The following is an 18907-nucleotide window of genomic DNA, read 5'->3' on the forward strand; positions in this document are numbered from 1 at the left end:
CATGGCGTCGCCGATAGAAGTCCGCTTGCAGATGGCCTACCCGGATTTCACCGTCCATACCGACCTGAGCCTGCCGGGGTCGGGCATTACCGCGCTGTTCGGGCCTTCCGGCTCGGGCAAGACGACCTGCCTGCGCTGTATCGCCGGCCTGGAAAAAGCCGATCAGGGCTTCATCCGCGTTCACGATGAAGTCTGGCAGGACACCGAAAAAGGTATTTTCCTGGCTCCGCACAAGCGGGCGATCGGCTATGTGTTTCAGGAAGCCAGCCTGTTCGCGCATCTGTCGGTGCGGGACAATCTGGAGTTCGGGATGAAACGTATCCCGCGCCAGCAGCGCCATATTCAACTGCCGCAGGCCAGCGAACTGCTCGGCATCGATCACCTGCTGCAGCGCAGCCCTGACAAGCTGTCCGGTGGCGAGCGCCAGCGCGTAGGCATCGCACGCGCCCTGCTGACCAGCCCGCGGCTGATGCTGCTCGACGAGCCGCTGGCGGCGCTGGACACCCGACGCAAAAGTGAAATCCTGCCGTACCTGGAGCGCCTGCACCGGGAACTGGACATCCCCATGCTGTACGTCAGCCATGCTCAGGATGAAGTTGCACGCCTGGCGGACCACTTGGTGCTGCTCGACGCAGGCAACGTGCTGGCCAGCGGTCCGATCCACGAAACCTTGGCGCGGCTGGACCTTCCGCTGGCGATGGGCAGTGATGCGGGGGTGGTCATCGAAGGCACGGTCAGCGCCTATGATCAGCATTACCAGTTGCTCACCGTGACGCTGCCCGACAGCAAACTGAGCATGCGCGTCGCCCACGCGCAGATGCAGGTCGGCACCCTGCTGCGCATCAAGGTCCAGGCCCGTGACGTCAGCCTCAACCTGCAACCCGATTACCAGAGCAGCATCCTCAACCGCTTGCCGGTCACGGTGATCGAGGAAGCGCTGGCCGACAATTCGGCACACGTGCTGGTCAAGCTGGACGCTGGCGGCACGCCGCTGCTCGCGCGCATCACTCGCTATTCCAGCGACCAACTTAACCTGCACAGAGGCCAGTCGCTGTGGGCGCAGATCAAGGCGGTCGCGGTGCTGGCCTGACCTTTCGAAAAAACAGCCACGCAGCAAATAAACGGCACCACCGTAAAAGGCCGAGGTCAGTGTTTTTAACTGCCTTTGGAACTTAGCCATGCCTGACTCGACTGCCATCAGCCAGCCCGCCAGTGAACTGCATTACGTAGACGACACTCAACCGGGCCTTACACGCAAGGTACTGCGCGGCAAATTCGCGTACTTCGACACTCAGGGTCAGCGCATCAAGGACGAGTCGGAGATCAAGCGCATCAACGCTCTGGCAGTGCCGCCCGCCTACACCGAGGTGTGGATCTGTGCCGACCCGCTGGGTCACCTGCAGGCCACCGGCCGCGACGCCCGCGGGCGCAAGCAGTATCGCTACCACCCGCGCTGGCGCGAAATACGTGATCAGGACAAATACTCGCGGCTGATCGAGTTCGGCCATGCGCTGCCCAAAGTGCGCAAGCAGATCGAAGCACAGCTCGCCCAGCCGGGCATGGGCCGGGAAAAAGTCATGGCGACGGTCATCTCATTGCTGGACGCGACCTTGATCCGCATCGGTAACAGCCAGTACGCCAAGGAAAACCGCTCGTACGGCCTGACCACCCTGCGCAACAAGCACGTCGAAGTCAAAGGCGGCCAGATCCTCTTCGAATTCCGCGGCAAGAGCGGCGTCGAGCATAAAGTCAGCGTCAAGGATCGACGTCTGGCCAACGTGATCAAACGCTGCATGGAGTTGCCCGGACAAAATCTCTTCCAGTACCTGGACGAAGACGGCGTGCGCCACGCGGTGACCTCATCGGATATCAATGCCTACCTGCAAAGCCTCACCGGCTCGGACTTCACCGCCAAGGACTACCGAACCTGGGCGGCCAGCGCGCTGGCGCTGGCAACACTGCAAAAACTGCACTGGGAGCCAGAAGCCGACGCCAAACGGCACATCGTCGACATGGTCAAGGCAGTCTCGAAACAACTGGGCAACACCCCCGCCATCTGCCGAAAATGCTACATCCACCCGGCGGTTCTGGAAGGCTTCCTGCTCGGCAACCTGGCCAAACTCCCCCGCTCCCGACAACGCAAAGGCTTGCGCCTGGAAGAAGTCGCCCTGGCGAGCTACCTGCGAATACTGGCTGACAAGGTCGAGGCTGTGGTTAAGGATGCGGTGGTGAAAGACAGCAAGGCCTGAGCGGCCTGACCACGGACGTCAGCCTTTGCGCCAAAAAAATTTCGTAGCTTCATGATTTGCCAAGCATTTCTGATAGACAAAAAAGCAGCGTCTTGCACCTTTCGAGACGCTTTCAAGCTTGCTTCATGGGGGCCGGGTGTATATATTCCCTGCTCTTGGCGCTACCGCCCCGATGGCGAAATTGGTAGACGCAAGGGACTTAAAATCCCTCGTCCTTTGGACGTGCCGGTTCGACCCCGGCTCGGGGCACCACATATAAATCAAGGGCTTACGCGCGTTATGTGCGTAGGCCCTTTTTGTTTAAATTGCCGCAATTTTATATTCTTGCCGCAATTATTGTTAGCGCCCACCTCCGGCGTCCTGCCGACGAACACCACTCCCCAAATCTGAAAGACTCAACTACTGTATGCACATACAGCAATTGAGAATCACTCATCATGAACATCGACTACGCCGAAGACTGGCCGTTTTGCCCCACTGAAGAGCAGATGCTTAAGCAGCACGCGCACCTGGTGGCGGAAGAAAACAGACTGCTGCGCGACGAGGTCGACCGATATCGCAAGCACGTCACCAAGCTCATCGATATGCACAACGATGCGGCGCTCGAGCGTGACAAGCTCAGGATAAAGCTGAGGGATGCGGACAGCCGGATATCTGACCTGCTACGCGATGCCTGCGATTCCTGGGCGACAATAAACTCACAGAAGTACGTGATCGAACAGCATCGTGAGGTCATGAGGCTCGAAGGAATCAGCCCGGAAAGATGGGGTGAAAAGGAGTAGCGCTCGAAGCGGGCCTACATCTTGCGTATCCCGAACTGCGCGGCCTTGACCGTCGAGTCCTGCGGCACGCCTGCAGCCAGGTACAGGCCCATGCGCGAGGTGATCACGGTTTCACTCAGGTCAATCGTGCCGCGCTGCGTTTCCAGCGCCCCGGAAAAGCTGGCCGGCATGGTGAACGCCTCTTGGTACTTGTCCATCGACCGATAGTAGAACGTGGACGACGCCCCGTTGACCGTCTTGGTGATGGTCAACTCAGCCTCCCAAGCCAAAATGCCGCGCGACGACCCCATGATTTCCACCGCCGACACCATTTCGATAACGTCGCCGGCCGCCAGGTTGGTCTGTACCACGTTGGCCGTCGGTTGCATGTAGATGTAGCCGCCCGCCGCAGCCATGTTGCCACGCAGCTCGATGCACTGCGCCTCGCCATAGGCGGCAGGCTCCTTGAACCAGCGCGTGGTGATACCGGTCAGGCCAGAGCCAACGGCCTTGTAGCCGTCCGCCAGCACAGACCCGGCCACAGCATTCACGCCAGCAGGTAGAGAACCGCCGGTGCCCGCCAGCAGCGGGTTGGCATTGAGGCAGCCGAACGGGCGGATGGCCGAGTAAACGTCGCCAGAGTCCGTGGGCAGCGGGATTCCGGGAAACTCGAAGTTGGCGGTGATGATCGGCACCACCCGCGAACTGATGAACTCGGCACCCAGGATGTTCGGGTGCAGGCCTTCCACGGTCATGGCTTCGGTGAAGCCGTCCCAGATGTTCACCACCGGCACGAACTGGCTGACATAGTTCAATACCCAGTCTTTGTAAGCGATCGCATCGGCCAGCGCCTGCCCGGTCAGAGCCCTGCTACCGAAGCGCGGCGTGCCGGTGCCGACGATCAGGTACTTGCCGGGCGTGTTCATGAACGCGGTGACGATCTTCATCACGTTGGCTTTCGTGTCGGCCAGGCTCATACCTGCCGTGGTGCTGTCGTTGGTGCGCGACAGCAGCAGCCACAGGTCGGCAGTGGATGACGCAATGCAGGCCGGCAGCCTGGCCAGAAACTGCCCGGTGTGGTCGCCGAGCTTGCCCTGGTTGTCGACATAACTGGGAAACAGGCCGGTGCGCGCCGCGATCCAGCCCGCATAGCCGTAGGCCTCGGTGCCAAACGCTGTCGCGGCGATGGTATGGCAGTTACCCGAGAAGCTATCGCCGAGCAGGCCCAGGCCACGCCGGATCGGTTGGCGGCGTGGGATCGGGTTGACTAGAAGGCTCATGCGTATACCTCGAATTCAGCGCCAGCAGCGGGCACGTAGCGGATCGTCGCGGGCGGAATGCTCAGCTGATAGCCACCGTCTTTCCAGATCGTATCGGTGGTGATCCAGTTGTCACCGGCCTGGATCTGGACCGTCACGGACCCGCCGTTCGCCTTCACTGCCAACGTCACTTTCATCGTGCGGTCGTAGGTTTCTTGCTTCGTTGCTGTCTGCACAGTACTTCCCCGGCGGCCTACGGCCTGGCTTGGTTGGTGGTGTTGGATAGCTCATCGACAAAGCGGTTACACGCCAGGCCGGCTATTCGGGATTCGTCATAAGCCTTTGCCAGCTCTCCCGCTCGCGCGTCAGCCCGGCCGAGCAGGTCGGAGAGCACCATGGCGGCGCGGGTGGCTGCCTTGCCTCGTTTGGCAGCGCCGGTATCGCCGGGGGCGCAACTGGTGGTGGCAGCAAGCTTTCCGGCTTCGACGCGCAGCCGGTTGCCAGCAGCATCAGCGACAGCAGCATCAGTAAGCGCAGCGGTCTGTTCTTGTCTTGCATCGTTCGCCACCTGGTTGGCCGCTTTCTGGCGGCGTTGCTCTTCGGTTCGGTACTCGGTGGTCGTGGTGGCCACCGCTTCGGATCGGGTGCTGACTTCCTCGGCCCACTTCGCTTTCCAGGCCAGGTCGGTAACGGTCACGCCGTGCCGGTATGCCCCGTACAACGCACCGGCCAGCGCCAGCAGGATCAGCAGCAGGCCGACTGCCTTCCACGGCAGGGCCTTCACGCCAGCACCTCAAGCGCCCGCTCATAAAGCGCCTGCCGATCAGCCAGGCCGTTCGTGCCGCCGTTGATGCGCTTGGTGATAGTCAGGAAATCGCCCTTGTCGGCCAGCGTGTTGAGCGCGGCCCGGTGCCAGAACCACGCCGCCGACATTGCGGCGTGCTGCGCCAGCTCGAGCAATTCGGGATGGTTGATCAGATCCAGGCCCAGCGCTTCGGCGCACTCGACATAGTTTGCCCGTCCGGTGATCTGGATCAGGCCGCGCCCACGGTATTTGGAGCCATCCCCCGGCACGGTATTGCCCAGGTCTTTGCGCCCCTCGTACCCCAGCTGCTGCGTAGTCGGCCCCCATATCTCGCGGACGTAACGCAGCTGACCGGACTCATGGCCGACCTGGGCAATGAATGCCGCGATGCGCAGCGGTGTCACGATCTGGTACTTGCTCATAGCGGTGTTCAGGACAGGTGCAAAAACGCCGGCTCTCTGGCCGGCGTTCGGGAGTATCTGCAGCAACTGCTGCGCTGTGATGGACATTCGTTTTTCTCCGGGCAACAAAAAGCCCGCACTGGGCGGGCCGGGATCTTGCGGTGCGGTTACGCCGACGCTGTATCCGCGCTTGCTTCGCTGACCGGGTCAGCAGATGCCTTGGCGGTCACGGTGACTTTGGCGCTGTAGTCCTTGAGCAACTGAGCGGTGAACACCTGGGCGGTGGGGAACTGGTTCAGAATCTCGCGCGCACGGCTGTCAGCCTCGGCCTCGGTCGCGTATCGGGTATTGTTGGCCATGTCGAAACCGTTGCTGCTATTGACTGCGATGAAAGGCATGGTGAATCTCCGCATTGGATTAGGTTTGTAAAAAGTTAGGCCTGCATCTTGGCGAACAGCGCCGGAAGATAAAAGGCAAAAGGGTTGCTGGAGCCAGTTGTCAATGCATAAAGCTTGCGTGCAGAGAAATCCCACATACAGCTGAGCACCCGCCCTGGCGTGTTTGCAGCGACCATGTTCATAGAGAAGCTGTTGATCATGATGTATTCATTTTCTGGAAAGTCGAACGGAACTGAATAGAAGTTCGTAGAGCCAATCGTAAGCTGCTGATTGAACTCATAGGTCCAGTTTTGAAACGACCTTGTGAACTGGGCGCATGGCACCCCTGTATCAAATATCAGTCCTCCCTGCGCATTGAAAAGTCGCATCCCAAATTTGGCAACAGGCGTCGACTTAAACACGCCAGCAAACCAACGTCCGTTGGGCTGTAAAAACTGCGTGCTTCGAGTTCGAATCTGAAAGCCTGTCCAGTTACCCGGAGAGCCGTAGATGATCACTGATGCGATTACGGCCTGGCCAGATGCCGAAGTATTTGGACGGGCAAAAATCAATGGCGGCTCTTCTGTCGTGATTGCTGCCGGGAACGTGACGATGGACGTAAGGCCGTTTTCAGCGTTTGGTGAGTAGGTGCCGGACGCAGCAACAGCAAGCCTTGCGAATTCGCTGTCCAGTGTCACGACGTTGCTGTCATTCACAAATCGAAGACCGAAGCTCATGCAAACCTCACGACAAGAAGGCGCATGCTTGAAACGTTTGCCAGTACCTTGCCGGCAGGAAAACCACGGTTGTAGTTATAGACTCGCACCACGCCATCAAGCATCTCCGTCTCATACTGAGTTGTGTTGTCACTGAATGAGCCAATTGGTATGAGGCAAGCGGTACAGTTTCCGGGTTTTCCATCCACCGCCCACTGCCTGTAACCTGAACCAGTAAAGGTGCCATCTAATGTCCAGCCTGACCTATCCACTACAGTGGTAAACACAACGCGCATCGTAAAGGAGTTTTCATTTATCTGCAGGGCACCATCGGCACCGAATGTTCTAAGTCCAAATGCCATTATCCTAGATTCCCAAGCTGAACGCGTAGCACGTTATTTTCGTCGTAGATGTAAACCCCATTACCGTTAATGAGGACCCTGCCCGCTCCCGGTATCGTGCTGTTAATCTCGAAAACTCCATCCTTTTTAAGAAGCCAGCCCGCCCGTTGAGGCTGATAGTTGCTGGAATACAACATGTCTCCGATCTTGGCGTTATCAATTGATCCGTTCTTGATAAACACTTCGTTTATGAAAACCTGCCCACCAGTAACAGCAAATGGTGAAAACACTGCTCCGTCATTCGGGTTGGCGTTCAAGATGGCAAATGAGTCAGCACTCACTACAAACCTGGATTGAGTAGGTCCGGCAGAATTGTCGAGCCCCAGTCCAAAACCTGATGCGTACTGAATGCCGTTTGCCGTCACTCCCAATTTTACGGTGTAGGAACCGGACACTTTCCCATCGACGGATGCAGCAGTGTTGATCGCCTGCTGTGCGTATGCATTCGCATTGCCAGCGGTTGACTGCACATCATCGACCCTACGCGACAAAGCACCATCGGCATCGGCCCTGGTGACTGATTCGCTCTGTATCGCTGCGTAAGCCGTGCCAACGGATGAGCTCAGACTATCAATGCTTCTACCAATTGCTACGTCGGCACTTGCCCTGGTCGTAGCTTCGCTTTGAATGGCGGCGCTTACATTGCCAACCGTTGAGGTCACCCCATCAATTCTGGACGCTAGAACGTTGTTCACGTTCGCTAGCGCTTGATTGACGCTACTGACATTCGCGTTCGTGTCACCCAAGCTCGCGTTCAGTCCTTGAATTTGGGTTGACTGTGCGGTAAGTGTCTGGCCTTGTTGGCTTACAGCTGACTGAGTCGAACTCAACGCTGACGCAGAGGCTTTGGTCGCCAGACCATTGGTGGTGCTGTTGACGGTGTTTTCGAGGCTGGTCGTTCGGCCGCTCACGCTGCTGATCGAGTTGGCCTGTTGTGTCACCGTGGAGCTAAGCCCCGATACCGCGACAGAGGTCGCCGACTGCTCTGACGCGAGCACAGCCGTGTTGTCCCTCCAGCCGGTGACTGTGGTGCCCACCTCGAGCTGCGCCCGTGTGTACTCGGCAAAACCGGAGCCAACCGTGTCCGACCCGTACAGACGGAAATAGGCCTGCACAGAGGCTGTTCCGGCCGGCAGGTTCGGGTAGTCGTAGACGATTCGCTGAGTGCCACCAGTGGCCACAATTAGAGGACCCGAAACGGTCACAGCGTCGGTGCCAGCGGCGTTCACGCCCTGAATGAATATCTTGAACACCAACCCTGCAGTGGCGCGCACGTAGCACGACGCAACCACTGAGTTACCTGCCATGACTTTTGGCCGGTAGTTCGCAGGGGATACCCGGATGCCTCGATAACTGTTTGATAGGTTCAGGCCAGTAACATCAAGGCGCTGGGCTTTCTCGGAACTGACCAACCAAGACGGCACGATCGAAGGCACACTGGTGCCACCTGACGCACCTGAATCAGTGATCCAACCCTCGGCAGTGCCGGCGGACGCGCTTTCCTTGCTGAACGTCGGGTTGAAGAACAGATTCTGCCCGCCCGATGTGCCCACGCTGTTGCTCAGCGAAAACAGCTGGCTGCTGGCGCTGGTAATGCTCGTCTCATTCTGCGTAACGCGGGCGGTGAGCGCGCTGGTGGCCTCGGCTTGTCCGGCAAGATCAGTCTTGACCGTATCGGCATTGTCCTGCCAACCACTGACCACGGCGGCCAACTGCGCCTGCACCCGATCAACCTCAAGGAAGCCGGCAGTAGCCGAGTTCACCGTGACTAGCCTGGTGATGCAGTGGACGGTTGCGGTATTGGCTGGCAGTGACGGGATGGTCAGCGTGTGGCGCTGCCATTCCCCGGTAGCAATCAGGGTGCTGGAATTCACCGTCACAACTACCGCACTGGCGGAGTTGAGCGGCTGCAGAAATATCTGAATGCCCAGTCCCGGCGTCGCCCGCACGTAGCAGGAGAAAGTGAACGGCTGACCCGGCCCGGCAGATGGTCGCTTTTCAGGCGCTGGAACCACATCGATGTAGCGCGACGGGTTCAGATTCGTCACGTCGGCCCGCTGCGCTATGCCTTTCGAATCGATGCCCGATTGAACATAGCTGGTGCTGGTAAGGGTGGCTGGTCCACCGATCTGCCAGCCGTCACCGATAAGACCTGCACCGATGGTGCCGCGCTTCTCGAACGACGGGTTGTAGATCAGATTCTGCCCGCCCACTGTAGAAATTGACGCTGCGATGTTGGTCAGCGACTGGCCTTGCGCGGTGATCGCGCCTCCCTGCTGGTTCACCGTGTTGGTCAGTGCATCGACGGTCGCAACGTTGGCCTTTCCTGGTAAAGCATTGGTCAGTCCGGTGATGGCCGAGCTCTGGCTGGTGAGTTTCCCCTCAGCGTCGGTTACCCGGTTGCCGATGGACTGCACGCTGCTGGCCGAGGCCTTACCATCCAGAGACGTCTGCAGGCCGGTGAGCTGTTGTGCCTGCGCAGTGTTGACGCCCTCAATGGACGTGACCTTTGTTTCGACGGTCTGCACCCGAGACGCCAACCCCACAGCCGTGGCCACCGCCTGGCCAACGTTCAGCCAGTAGGTGGTGTTCGGCGGCGGAGTGTTGACCGGTACGTTCTGCGTGGCCTGGTAGATGATGCCGTCCGAGCCCAGTACGCCCTGCCCGGCCTTGTAAGTCCCGTCTGGCTTGTATGGCATGGAGTCGGCAAGGTCGGCTATGTTGTCGATCTGCTGTTGCAGCTCTGCCCGGACATCCGCCAGATTGCCGTCTACATCAGCGATCTGCTCGTTCAGCGCTGTTCTGATGATCGCTAGGCGCTCGTTAACCGAGCCAGGTCCGTTACCCTCGATTTTTTCCAGCTTGGAAAGCAGATCTTTGCCGAACGCGCTTTCAGTGATTTCACCGGCGATCTGCTCAAGAATTGCAGTCGCATCGGCGCTGGCGGACCCCATGACGCCATCGACCAGTGGGAACCACGGACCGATGTTGCCGGTGCGATCAACCAGGCGCGCCCAGAAAAAGAACGTCTGCCCGGCGCGCAGCCCCTGCATGACGTACTCAGCCTGCGGGTAAGCCAGGTCGGCCAGCTTCGTGGCTGCTTTCAGATCGTTCGCCAGTGCATACCAGAGCTCAGTCCGCTGGCTGTCTTCAGCACCCGAAGGGAAGCCCCACTTAAGGCCAATGCCGAACAGCAGACTTTCAGCGGTCAAGCTGGTCACCGCAGGCGGCAGGCCTTCTTTTCCGTTCAGCAGTGTGAGAATCGAATTCCGCCAGTTCGACGAAATGTCGTAGGCGCTCACTGCGCGGACGCGGGCGAGGTATGAACCCGAATAAACGCCGTTGACCTCGACGCTGGTTGTACCGGTGCGTTGCACCTTGACCCAGTTGCCGCTGTCCTTGCGCCACTCGACGTCGTAAGCCACCGCGCCGGCCACGGCGGGCCAACTGATGGTCATCGTTGTAACAGCCAGGCCTTGCGCGATCGCCGTCGTTGACGCCAGCGAAACACTGGCAGGCGATGGAACGACGGTGATGGGAATGACGCTGATCGGACGCTCTTCCAGCCGGGCACCGGTGTCGATGTAGCCGAACTTACTTGGCTCGTACTGGAGAGCCGTAATTGCGTACTCGCCTTCCGCACTTCGTTTCACGCTCAGCACCCGGTACAGAGGGATAGCCAAGTCGTCGGCATCCAGAGCCCACTGCAACTGTGTGGTAGGCGTCTCGCTGTACGCGACGGTTACGGTGATCTCACGACCTGCCACCGACTGCACGGTCCGGCCTTCGGCCTGGCCGCTGGGCAGATTGATGATCAGACGGTCGCCAGGCTTTGCGAGCGTGTCCCGATCAAGGGCTACTACCTTTCCAGCAGCGCCCGCAATGCGTCCACCGATCTCCCGGCCGGCAAGCAGCGAATCAGCAACCGGGATGATGTAGCCAGGCAGCGGGATAGCCCCTTCCATGCCGGTGCTGAAGCTCACTGTGCGGTCTTGATTGTTGCTCATCACGACCCACTTACCGCGACGCTGCCCCTCAGAAGCACGGGTGCATCCGATGGCAGTCAGCTCGGTCGGCTTGTCACCGAAGCGGCGCTGCAGCACAGGGTCGGCGAACGGGATGACGTCGGTATCGTAGTTGTTGTCCGGGTTGTCGTAACTGACGATGGCACGGGTGTAGCGTGTCTTCGCCGAGGCGCTGCCGTAGGTGAACTTACCATCGATGACGTTGGCGCGAGTGAAGACATAATCGAAGTCCTGGCTGCGCGGCATATCGGCCTGCGCAACCAACTGGCCTTGGGCCCAGTAAGTCATGCCGCGATAAATACCGGAGATATCACGCAGCAGCGACCATGCTTCGGCCTTGCCCTGCAGGTTCATATCGCACAGGAAGCGAGGTTCTACGCCGCCCACACCATTTGGTACATCCTGATCGCAGTATTGCGCGATGCGGTACAACTCCCATTTGTCGACCATCCACGGCTTGATGCGTTTACCGAGGCCAAACCGGTCTTGAGTGCATACGCCATATGTCACCCAGGCAGGGTTGTTGGTCCATGCTTCTTTCATGGAGCCGTCCCACACGCCCGAATAGGTGCGGTTGAACGGATCGTAATTGCTCGGCACCTGCCATTTCCGTGCTTTGCACTTGACCGTCACTGCGGGAATGTTGGTGAACTGCTCAGCATCAAACTCGATGTAGAGCAGCGCCGTGTTCGGGTAGCGCAGCTTTGCGTCGATGACCTCTGTGAGCCCAGCCACCAGCATGGTGTCGGCGATCTTGTTGGTGTTCTGGTTGGCAGTCAGGCGGCGGACGCGGATCTGCCAGCCTGATGTCGCGGCGGGCAAATCGATGCGGCGCGATCGCTCGTAGCGCGTGGTGGTTTTGCCGTCCACGGCCTCCAGCAGCGCCTCCTTGTAGCTGCCGCCGTCAGTGGCCACGTCGATGGCGTACTCAATGCGGTAGCCGCCGACATTCCCTTCGTCGTCCTGCCGCTGGAGCGCCGGCCATGCAAGGCGCACGCGCACGGCTGACAACTGAGTATTGGTGATCGAGCGAACCCATGGCGAGTCATTGCGCAGCTCGACGTTGACTGTCGTCTCGTTGTCGATGGAAGGAATGCCAGGGATGTACGACTGATCAACTGAACCGGTGCGCCACTCCCATTTCACGTTTTGGAAATTGACGTTGCCGCTGGCATCGTTGATCGGCGTGTTGTCGAGGTAGATATCAGCTGCCGTCGGGGTGCCTTCAAACTCGCCCTCGCCTACCGCGATGAGCAGCTTTGCCAGGTTGGTAGAGCGCAGGCTGTCGGACGCCTCGGTCGGCGACTTCGGACTGGTGCTGCCGCCTTTCTCACCGTGGATATCGATTTTTCGTGCTGCGCCCATGCTGTTCTCCAGGCATAAAAAAACCGCCTCTCGGGCGGTGTGGTCCTGCAAATTTGGTTATGTTTTGTCTTCGGCGTAGATGCCCGCACTGATGATCGCCCCGCCCCAGCGCCTATCACCGATGCAGATCGGAACCGGGTTGCCGCTGGCAGTTGTGTTCTTGGCACTGCCAAATGCGTAACTGGGTAGGTTTTCAGGCGAGGCGCTTTGCTTTAGTCCGGAGGCTTGGGGGCTAAGCATTTGGATAACGCCGCCGATCGCCAAGGCTGCACCAGTCTGCGCCAGCCATGCCTGCCCTGTGTAGGCACCAACAGCGATCATCACTGCTCCAATTACTGTCTGCAGTATTCCGCCTCGCTTGCTGCCGCTAACCACTGGAACGATTCGAATCTCACGAGTTCCACCGAGCGAAAGGGCGTCCACTCCAACATTTTTTCCATTTCTGAAAATGGCAAAACGCATACCCAGCCTATCTAAGCGGCTGATCTCTTCGGCGAAACCCTTGATCGTCACATTGAGCGCTCGAAACACTTCCTGCGACTGACCTGAGTCAATCTGCCTACGATGTGTCCGCCCGAATCTTTGAGCCAATGAGCCGGATAGCTTGATGGTTGTCATAGGCGAATAGTGGATAGCTGCCATAATTTCCCCAGGCACAAAAAAACCGCCCGGAGGCGGCCTTTTAAAAAGATTAACTCATTGGTATTCGACGTAGGGACCTAGATAAAAACCGCCCATATCGCCAGTGATTCTGTAAATGGTCTCATGCCCGTTCTGCACGTTCGCAGAAATCGTCCTAACCGCTGCGCCTGCACATAATCCAGAGTCCGCAAGACCCGCACCAATACTTGGACTTCCAGGCTTCAGGTAAAAGCTTGCGCGCTGACCAGTTCCAATCTTGGCAGCCTTGCGACCATCTACGTAGACGACGATATCGCAGCCCGAGCCAACAAACCCCTGATCTCGAATTACTGTAACTTTCCCGCTATCGCCGGCAGGTTTAGTTTGATACGCATATAACTCGTCAGCCGGTACAGGTTCCGCTTGGCCAACGGATATTGGTGCGCTGGAACATCCAGTCAACAGAGCCAAAGTCAGCGTCCCTATTAAAAATCGCATGGTGATCCCTCATTCAGTGAGCCTGAATCGTAACACTGACCTGTCCACCCATCCACACTAGCTATATGGGCTGCGTTGACTTGTTGTGCCTGAGTATGAGGCGTGTTCTATCCAGCCACGGCCCGCCAAAGACGATGATTTCGGACGGCCTGCCATACAGGTGGTGCAACAGGAAAGGGCCGGGGCCGAATACCACGCCTCCCTCACCGGTCAGCGAAGCGTCCGCGCCGAGATAGATGCCAGCGTGATTCGGGTGCTTGGTCCGCCCGACCTCCATCACGACCATGTCGCCGCGCTGCGGCTGATCCACTCTGACAAATCCAGCCGCCTCGTAATTGGTTTCGTAAAGGCTTTCCGCGTCTGCGCTCTCCCACCAGCCATCCGTGCGCTTGAATGCTTCGAACTCCAGGCCGAACTCGCGCTTGTACCAATCGGCGCAGACCTGCCAGCAGTCCCAGGCTCCATGCACGAAGGGCCGCTTCAAAAGCGGTGTATTGCCGGTGGGAACGATGGTGCGCAGGTCACCCTCGGGCCAGCTCAGGATATGCCAGGGCAGTTCAGTCGCCTCGCACATCGCCTGATCGCGCGGTGACGGCCTGCTGGTCGCGTCGGGGTGCGAGTGGACAACTCCGATGACGGTGCCCAGGTCTTCCGCCGCTGCGTAATCGTCGGGGCTGATGCGGAACTCTTCGTTTGGATCGGTCGCTGTGTTGGAGCAGGGAAAGTACTGCTGCTTTCGCCCCACGCTCAGGAGCAACCCGCAGCACTCGCGCGGGTACTCAGCCGCCGCATGCGTCTGCACGGCCGCCAAAATGTATTTCAGCATGGTCAGCTCCGAGCGATCAGGGATACGGCGGGGAAACCGCCAAAGGGTACTTCGTTGCCAGCCCCGAAGCGCGGCGTGCAGCCGCGCGTCAGCGTGGCATCGCAGACATCAAGTTCAGGGTTATCGGTGGGCTGACCGTCCTTGTCCACGTATGGCCCGGTGTAGCCGCAGTTCGGCCCGCGATATCCACCGGTGAGACACCAGTGACAAAGCGTAGTCATCTGCCGGCCAATCGATTCGCCGCCGACGTCGCCCGGACTGGCCAGCTCCCAACTGACCGATTCACCATCCTCATTGGTTTTCTGATCGAGATACCAGACCTCGATAGATTCCTGAGTCGGATCCGCATCGGGGTTGCCGCCAGGGAAGTTCTCTGCATCCAGGTACTGGCCCAACGTATGCCGCATGGTCAGTTTGAACTCGAGCAAATCCTCGAAAGCCAGGCAGAGCGCTGTTATACGCCCACTGACGTTGCCTGCCGCGAACGTAGGCCTTACTGCGGTTCCATCGCTGTTTGCTTCCACACCATCCAGTTGGACCGGCCAGGCGCTGTACTCTTGGCCCTGCCAATAGATGGGTTTGGCTGGAAGCTGACCAACATCGGCGCCAGCCGCTGTCAGTTCATCCGACGTGTGCGGTATGGCGTGCCCGTGAAACCGGAGAACGTCGGCGCCGTAATCGGAACCATCGAGCTCGAACAGCAAAATATCAGCGCCCGGCTCGAGCTTCTGCAACTGAGTGATCAAACTCATGGTTGGTATGCCCTTTCAAAAGTAGCGGTCAGAACGGCGAGGCCTCCTGGCTTTCTTTGTCGACGGAAAGTAGAGCAGCGATAAAGACCGAGGCTTTCGTCGGGTGGCGTCCAAAGGAACGCCCGGGCGCCCTGATGCGCGCGGATGAAATCCACTATCGGCTTGATCTCGCTGCCCGTGCCGCCGAACGACAGCGACCAGGTGTCCTCTTCAGCGTTCGGGCCGTCACTGGACACTTGGACATAGCCATCGCCGAACTTCGACTCACGGGTTCTGAACGTACTGTCGCCACCAGCCTCATCGTCTGGCTCCCAAACAAACGTTTCTACGGCCATCAGCCTCTCCCACTGGTGTTTCGGTGGCTTGTTCCTCCGGGTCGCCACGAATCGGCGATCGCCTTCTGCGCCACTCCGAGCATTTGGCGTTGCATGTTCTGCTGAAGCGCAGCGCTGTCGATCTCCATGCCCTCTCCGCTCCGGTCTTCAAGGGTCAGGTAAACAGGGGCCTCTACTTTTACGACAGTGCCGCCGCTGGTGGCAGCACCTCCAACCATGCGGACACCGAGCGATCCGTCTGAACCGCGCGCCAGTGGCATGATCGCCTCCGGCCCGGCCTCACCCATCACACCCGCCCCGCCTCCGGCCATCCCGAACGCCGTGGGCGTGTTGACGATGCTGTTGGTGAACGCGGCGCCGTCGGCGAACATTTGTACTCCGCCCGCCCATGCGCCGCCTTTGGCCTGGGGGAAGTAGGTGGATGAGTAGCCTGCTTGCGAAGCCCCGAGGTTCGATGACGATGCGCCTGCCGAGCCAGCAGCCAAGCCGTTCCCGCTTCCGCTTCCACCGGAGCCGAGATAGCTAACCCCCACATCAAATAGCATCCCCAGCAAAGCAGATGACGCTTTGCGCGAGGCGATGCGTCCCATGTCAGTAATGATCGACGTCGCGAAGTCAGAGAACTTGAACTTGCCCGTGGTCGCGAACGTGTTCAGCGAATCCTCCATCGTGCCGAAGGCGCTGGTGAAAGCGGTCTTTGTCTGACCGGCGACATCCTTGGCGGCTTCGAGATAATCGGAAAACGCGGACTTTGCGCCCAGCTTCCAATCACCTTGAGCCGCGTCAAGATTCACATACCCTTGCTGCATTGCTGCCAACTGCCGGGCACCGTACTGCTGGGTCAGGGCGATCTGCGATTCCAGCGCCTGACGCTGCTTGTCCGTGGTAGCGGTTGCAAGCTCAGTGCGCAGCGCCAGTACCTTATTGTTGGTGTCCTGCTCAAGCGACACGCGAGCCTGCGCCCGCTCAGCCTCTTTGCTGCCCATGCCGACTGCTGTGGCTGCCTGCTCGTAGGAGGCCGTAGCGAGCGCAAGCTGACGTTGCAGGTCGGCCTCGTACTTCATCGCTTCAGCCATGCCGTCGGCGGACGCCACGGTCTGGTCATACTGCTGTTTCAGCCACTGCAGGCCCTTGCCGTACTCTTCCGTCGATATCTTGCCGGACTTGTAAAGCAGCCGCAGTTCCTCGGTTTTTTTCGTCTGCTCATCCGCCGCCGCACTGACCGGATCGAAGCTTTCCTTGAGCTTGGCGTAGGCATCAGCAGCGGTCTTGAGCTGCTGCTCGAGCTTGTTCTGGGCCTCTTTATGTTTTTGCGCCGACTCTGTCGCAGACTTGTCCGCGTCCTTTTGGGCGTCGTAGGCCTTGGCGGTATCCCGAATCTGTTTTGCCAGGGCGCCCTGTGGATCGATCTTGTTCTCGGTAATGAACCGGTCGGCTTCCTCGAGCTTCGTCTTGTCCTTGAGCGCATGGATCTGCTTGTCGAGGGTCTGCTGATAATTCTTGCCGGCGTTGTCGGCGGCAATATCGACGTCGGTCTTGTCCTTCGTACTTTTGGTGCTGCCGTCGAGCTGCTTGGTGTACAGCGCCTGGCGGGCCGCCAGCAGGTTGGTATTAACGTCAAGCGTGCTGACCGCTTCGGACTGTTTGACCCAGCCGTCCAGCTGTTTCTGCGGGATGCCGAGCTGTTGACCGACCTTGAGAATCGTGTCGGACAGCGGCTGTCCGGCCTTCCTCGCTTCCTCCATGCTGCTTGCCAACGTCGCAAACTGTTTGCCGCCGGCTTCGCTGGAGCGCGGCCCGATGAGCGCACGCTGCATCGACGTGCGCAGGCCCTCGAATGCATCTGCGGCTTCCTTGGCCGAGTCGCGTTGCTGCTCGGTGACACGCACCAGTGCGCCCTGCTGCTGATCGCGGGTCAGCTGAGCGAATTCCTTACGCACCTCTTCGACCGATCGTTTCAGATCGTTTACGTCTGTGCGGGCGGTCTGGGCGTTGGAGCCCATAGCCAGGAACGCCACGCCGACACCAATCGCCAGCGCCGCAATGCCAGCCGGGCCGCCCAGCAGCGCCAACAGCGACGAGCTCGCCCGCGCCAGTACGTTCTTGGCAGCTGCGGCCTGAGCCTGGGCTGCCGCGTTGGCGGTCGTGGCTGCAGTGTCACGCACCATGGCAGACGAAGACGCAGCGGTAGCGATTGCAAGGCGCTGGGTGGCAGCTGCTGCCGCCGTCTTGGCTGCCGCCAGCTCCGTGTCCATTGCAGCCAGAGCGGCGGTGTATCGCGTCTCTTCCACCGTGCCAACGGCCAGCCGCGCCTGATAAGCGAGCGCCTGGCGAGCGGCCTGCACCTGGGCGAGCCGCGCGATCGTCTCCGCTTCCACTGCCTGAGCGGCGGAGTAGGCCGCGACGGATTCACGTAGCTTGGCCGCAGCGGACGCTGCCGAGGCCGCCGTTTCCTCGGCCTTGGCGATAGCAGAGGCCTTGGTGGTGGCGATGTTGGTGAGCATCGCCTTGGTAGCCGTCGCCGACGATGTCACCGCATCAATGGCGAACTTGGCGAAAGCCGCCGCCATCTTGCCGCCCAGCGCTGCGACCAGTACATCCACGTTCTCAGCCAGAAAACTGATCGTCTCGCCCAGACGCTGAGCGCCGCCGTTGTCGCTCAAGCCCTGTAGAGACTTGGTGATGCTCTCGATACCTGGCAGCAGGCCGATGGTGATTTGGTTGGCCGCCCCGGAGAAGGTTGCTTTCAAACCGGAAATAGCCTGCCCCGCAGCGACGAGGCGGTTGACGTTAAACTCTGAGATAACCGAGCCCGCGCGATCGGCCTGATCCCCCCACTCCTTGAACCCTTTGCCGTTATTGCGCAGCAGTGGAATCAATGCCGTGGTTTCGTCGGCCATCGCCTCCATGTAGGTCGTCATCTGCTGCTGATTCAGACCGGCCTTTTCGAGCGAGGTGTAGTAAAGCTGCAAGGCCTGTGGCCCGGACAGATTGGCGAACTGGCCAGCAGTTACCCCGATCTTCGGCGCGATTTCTTTGAAGAAATCAGACATCTCGCCGCCGCCGCGCTGCAGGAATTCGCCGACGCGGTCGTTGGTGTCTTTTAGGATGTCGCCCAGTTTGTCCTGCTCAACGCCGACAGTTTTTGCACCAAAGGCCATGCGCTGGAAGTCTTCGACCGTGGTGTTCGATAGCGCCGAAAGGTTCTTGACCTCTTTCGCGTAATCGATGGTGCTGGTCGTCAGCGCCACCAACCCGGCGATCGAACCAGCAGCGGCCAGGTTACCGGCGCCGATCTGATCGAATGCTGATGTGACCGCACGGCCCACGGTCTGGGCGCTGGCGTTCACTCGGTCGAAAGCGTTGTCGATCCGGCCCAGGCTTTGATCGATGTTATGAGCTGTGCTCGACACCGAACCTTCTGAGCGCGTCAGTTCCTGCCGCAGCTGCGCCGTGGTGGCTTCAATGCGGACAAGCATGCCTTGGACGTCGGTATCGGCCACGTAAGGAACTCCG

17 protein-coding genes and 1 tRNA gene are annotated in these 18907 nt (G+C 59.5%); 4 read left to right on the plus strand and 14 right to left on the minus strand.

Annotated elements, in window-relative coordinates:
- Nucleotide 1: 1 nt before the first annotated feature.
- The 4 genes from modC (at nt 2) to P406_RS28540 (ending at nt 3031) form a co-directional block, all read left to right on the plus strand.
- On the plus strand, nt 2-1090 hold the full coding sequence (modC, locus tag P406_RS01920) for a molybdenum ABC transporter ATP-binding protein (protein WP_046235153.1): 1089 nt from the start codon (nt 2-4) through the stop codon (nt 1088-1090).
- An 88-nt stretch (nt 1091-1178) separates the two neighbouring features.
- Nucleotides 1179-2249, plus strand: coding sequence for a DNA topoisomerase IB (locus P406_RS01925; RefSeq protein WP_003346397.1), 1071 nt, complete (start codon nt 1179-1181; stop codon nt 2247-2249).
- 166 nt (nt 2250-2415) lie between these two features.
- A tRNA-Leu gene (locus tag P406_RS01930) sits at nt 2416-2501 on the plus strand.
- A gap of 185 nt (nt 2502-2686) precedes the next feature.
- Nucleotides 2687-3031, plus strand: coding sequence for a hypothetical protein (locus P406_RS28540; protein WP_029573082.1), 345 nt, complete (start codon nt 2687-2689; stop codon nt 3029-3031).
- A gap of 14 nt (nt 3032-3045) precedes the next feature.
- On the opposite strand, the gene P406_RS01940 is transcribed toward P406_RS28540, so the two are convergent.
- The 14 genes from P406_RS01940 to P406_RS02000 all read right to left on the minus strand — a co-directional run bounded on the left by P406_RS01940 (nt 3046) and on the right by P406_RS02000 (nt 18894).
- Nucleotides 3046-4290: an SGNH/GDSL hydrolase family protein gene (locus tag P406_RS01940; protein WP_046235154.1), complete on the minus strand. Its 1245-nt coding sequence runs from the start codon at nt 4288-4290 to the stop codon at nt 3046-3048.
- Nucleotides 4287-4466 carry a hypothetical protein gene (locus tag P406_RS01945; RefSeq protein ID WP_046235155.1) on the minus strand — a complete coding sequence of 60 codons (180 nt, stop codon included), beginning with the start codon at nt 4464-4466 and terminating at the stop codon, nt 4287-4289. The genes P406_RS01940 and P406_RS01945 overlap by 4 nt, the downstream gene beginning before the upstream one ends.
- A 56-nt stretch (nt 4467-4522) precedes the next feature.
- On the minus strand, nt 4523-5053 hold the full coding sequence (locus P406_RS01950; RefSeq protein WP_046235156.1) for a DUF2514 domain-containing protein: 531 nt from the start codon (nt 5051-5053) through the stop codon (nt 4523-4525).
- Complete coding sequence (locus tag P406_RS01955) at nt 5050-5583, minus strand: glycoside hydrolase family 19 protein (protein ID WP_046235157.1); 534 nt, start codon at nt 5581-5583, stop codon at nt 5050-5052. The genes P406_RS01950 and P406_RS01955 overlap by 4 nt, the downstream gene beginning before the upstream one ends.
- Nucleotides 5584-5642: 59 nt before the next feature.
- Entirely contained in the window at nt 5643-5873 is a 231-nt protein-coding gene (locus P406_RS01960; RefSeq protein ID WP_046235158.1) for a hypothetical protein, read from the minus strand.
- 35 nt (nt 5874-5908) lie between these two features.
- The gene (locus tag P406_RS01965; RefSeq protein ID WP_046235159.1) at nt 5909-6589 is read right to left on the minus strand and encodes a hypothetical protein; all 681 of its coding nucleotides are present in this window, start codon (nt 6587-6589) and stop codon (nt 5909-5911) included.
- Nucleotides 6586-6930, minus strand: a complete 345-nt coding sequence (locus tag P406_RS27030; RefSeq protein ID WP_082100675.1) for a hypothetical protein — start codon at nt 6928-6930, stop codon at nt 6586-6588. Before P406_RS27030 ends, P406_RS01965 begins: the two co-directional genes overlap by 4 nt.
- Nucleotides 6930-12359 (minus strand): TipJ family phage tail tip protein, encoded by a 5430-nt coding sequence (gene gpJ / locus P406_RS30045; RefSeq protein WP_046235160.1) that lies wholly within the window; start codon nt 12357-12359, stop codon nt 6930-6932. The genes P406_RS27030 and gpJ overlap by 1 nt, the downstream gene beginning before the upstream one ends.
- A 57-nt stretch (nt 12360-12416) precedes the next feature.
- On the minus strand, nt 12417-13001 hold the full coding sequence (locus tag P406_RS01975; protein ID WP_046235161.1) for a tail assembly protein: 585 nt from the start codon (nt 12999-13001) through the stop codon (nt 12417-12419).
- A gap of 54 nt (nt 13002-13055) precedes the next feature.
- Nucleotides 13056-13478 carry a hypothetical protein gene (locus P406_RS01980; RefSeq protein WP_046235162.1) on the minus strand — a complete coding sequence of 141 codons (423 nt, stop codon included), beginning with the start codon at nt 13476-13478 and terminating at the stop codon, nt 13056-13058.
- A gap of 61 nt (nt 13479-13539) precedes the next feature.
- Nucleotides 13540-14304: a C40 family peptidase gene (locus P406_RS01985; protein WP_046235163.1), complete on the minus strand. Its 765-nt coding sequence runs from the start codon at nt 14302-14304 to the stop codon at nt 13540-13542.
- Between the two features lie 2 nt (nt 14305-14306).
- Nucleotides 14307-15056: a phage minor tail protein L gene (locus tag P406_RS01990; RefSeq protein ID WP_046235164.1), complete on the minus strand. Its 750-nt coding sequence runs from the start codon at nt 15054-15056 to the stop codon at nt 14307-14309.
- Nucleotides 15053-15391 (minus strand): phage tail protein, encoded by a 339-nt coding sequence (locus tag P406_RS01995; protein ID WP_046235165.1) that lies wholly within the window; start codon nt 15389-15391, stop codon nt 15053-15055. Before P406_RS01995 ends, P406_RS01990 begins: the two co-directional genes overlap by 4 nt.
- On the minus strand, nt 15391-18894 hold the full coding sequence (locus P406_RS02000; protein ID WP_046235166.1) for a phage tail tape measure protein: 3504 nt from the start codon (nt 18892-18894) through the stop codon (nt 15391-15393). The genes P406_RS01995 and P406_RS02000 overlap by 1 nt, the downstream gene beginning before the upstream one ends.
- Between the last annotated feature and the right edge of the window lie 13 nt (nt 18895-18907).

Source organism: Pseudomonas syringae pv. coryli str. NCPPB 4273, assembly GCF_000972175.1.
In the GTDB taxonomy this organism is placed as follows: domain Bacteria; phylum Pseudomonadota; class Gammaproteobacteria; order Pseudomonadales; family Pseudomonadaceae; genus Aquipseudomonas; species Aquipseudomonas syringae.

Coding starts and splice junctions, on each gene's coding strand:
- modC (WP_046235153.1), top strand. CDS start 2: ATGGCGTCGCCGATAGAAGTCCGCTTGCAGATGGCCTACCCGGATTTC.
- P406_RS01925 (WP_003346397.1), top strand. CDS start 1,179: ATGCCTGACTCGACTGCCATCAGCCAGCCCGCCAGTGAACTGCATTAC.
- P406_RS28540 (WP_029573082.1), top strand. CDS start 2,687: ATGAACATCGACTACGCCGAAGACTGGCCGTTTTGCCCCACTGAAGAG.
- P406_RS01940 (WP_046235154.1), bottom strand. CDS start 4,290: ATGAGCCTTCTAGTCAACCCGATCCCACGCCGCCAACCGATCCGGCGT.
- P406_RS01945 (WP_046235155.1), bottom strand. CDS start 4,466: ATGAAAGTGACGTTGGCAGTGAAGGCGAACGGCGGGTCCGTGACGGTC.
- P406_RS01955 (WP_046235157.1), bottom strand. CDS start 5,583: ATGTCCATCACAGCGCAGCAGTTGCTGCAGATACTCCCGAACGCCGGC.
- P406_RS01960 (WP_046235158.1), bottom strand. CDS start 5,873: ATGCCTTTCATCGCAGTCAATAGCAGCAACGGTTTCGACATGGCCAAC.
- P406_RS01965 (WP_046235159.1), bottom strand. CDS start 6,589: ATGAGCTTCGGTCTTCGATTTGTGAATGACAGCAACGTCGTGACACTG.
- P406_RS27030 (WP_082100675.1), bottom strand. CDS start 6,930: ATGGCATTTGGACTTAGAACATTCGGTGCCGATGGTGCCCTGCAGATA.
- gpJ (WP_046235160.1), bottom strand. CDS start 12,359: ATGGGCGCAGCACGAAAAATCGATATCCACGGTGAGAAAGGCGGCAGC.
- P406_RS01975 (WP_046235161.1), bottom strand. CDS start 13,001: ATGGCAGCTATCCACTATTCGCCTATGACAACCATCAAGCTATCCGGC.
- P406_RS01980 (WP_046235162.1), bottom strand. CDS start 13,478: ATGCGATTTTTAATAGGGACGCTGACTTTGGCTCTGTTGACTGGATGT.
- P406_RS01985 (WP_046235163.1), bottom strand. CDS start 14,304: ATGCTGAAATACATTTTGGCGGCCGTGCAGACGCATGCGGCGGCTGAG.
- P406_RS01990 (WP_046235164.1), bottom strand. CDS start 15,056: ATGAGTTTGATCACTCAGTTGCAGAAGCTCGAGCCGGGCGCTGATATT.
- P406_RS01995 (WP_046235165.1), bottom strand. CDS start 15,391: ATGGCCGTAGAAACGTTTGTTTGGGAGCCAGACGATGAGGCTGGTGGC.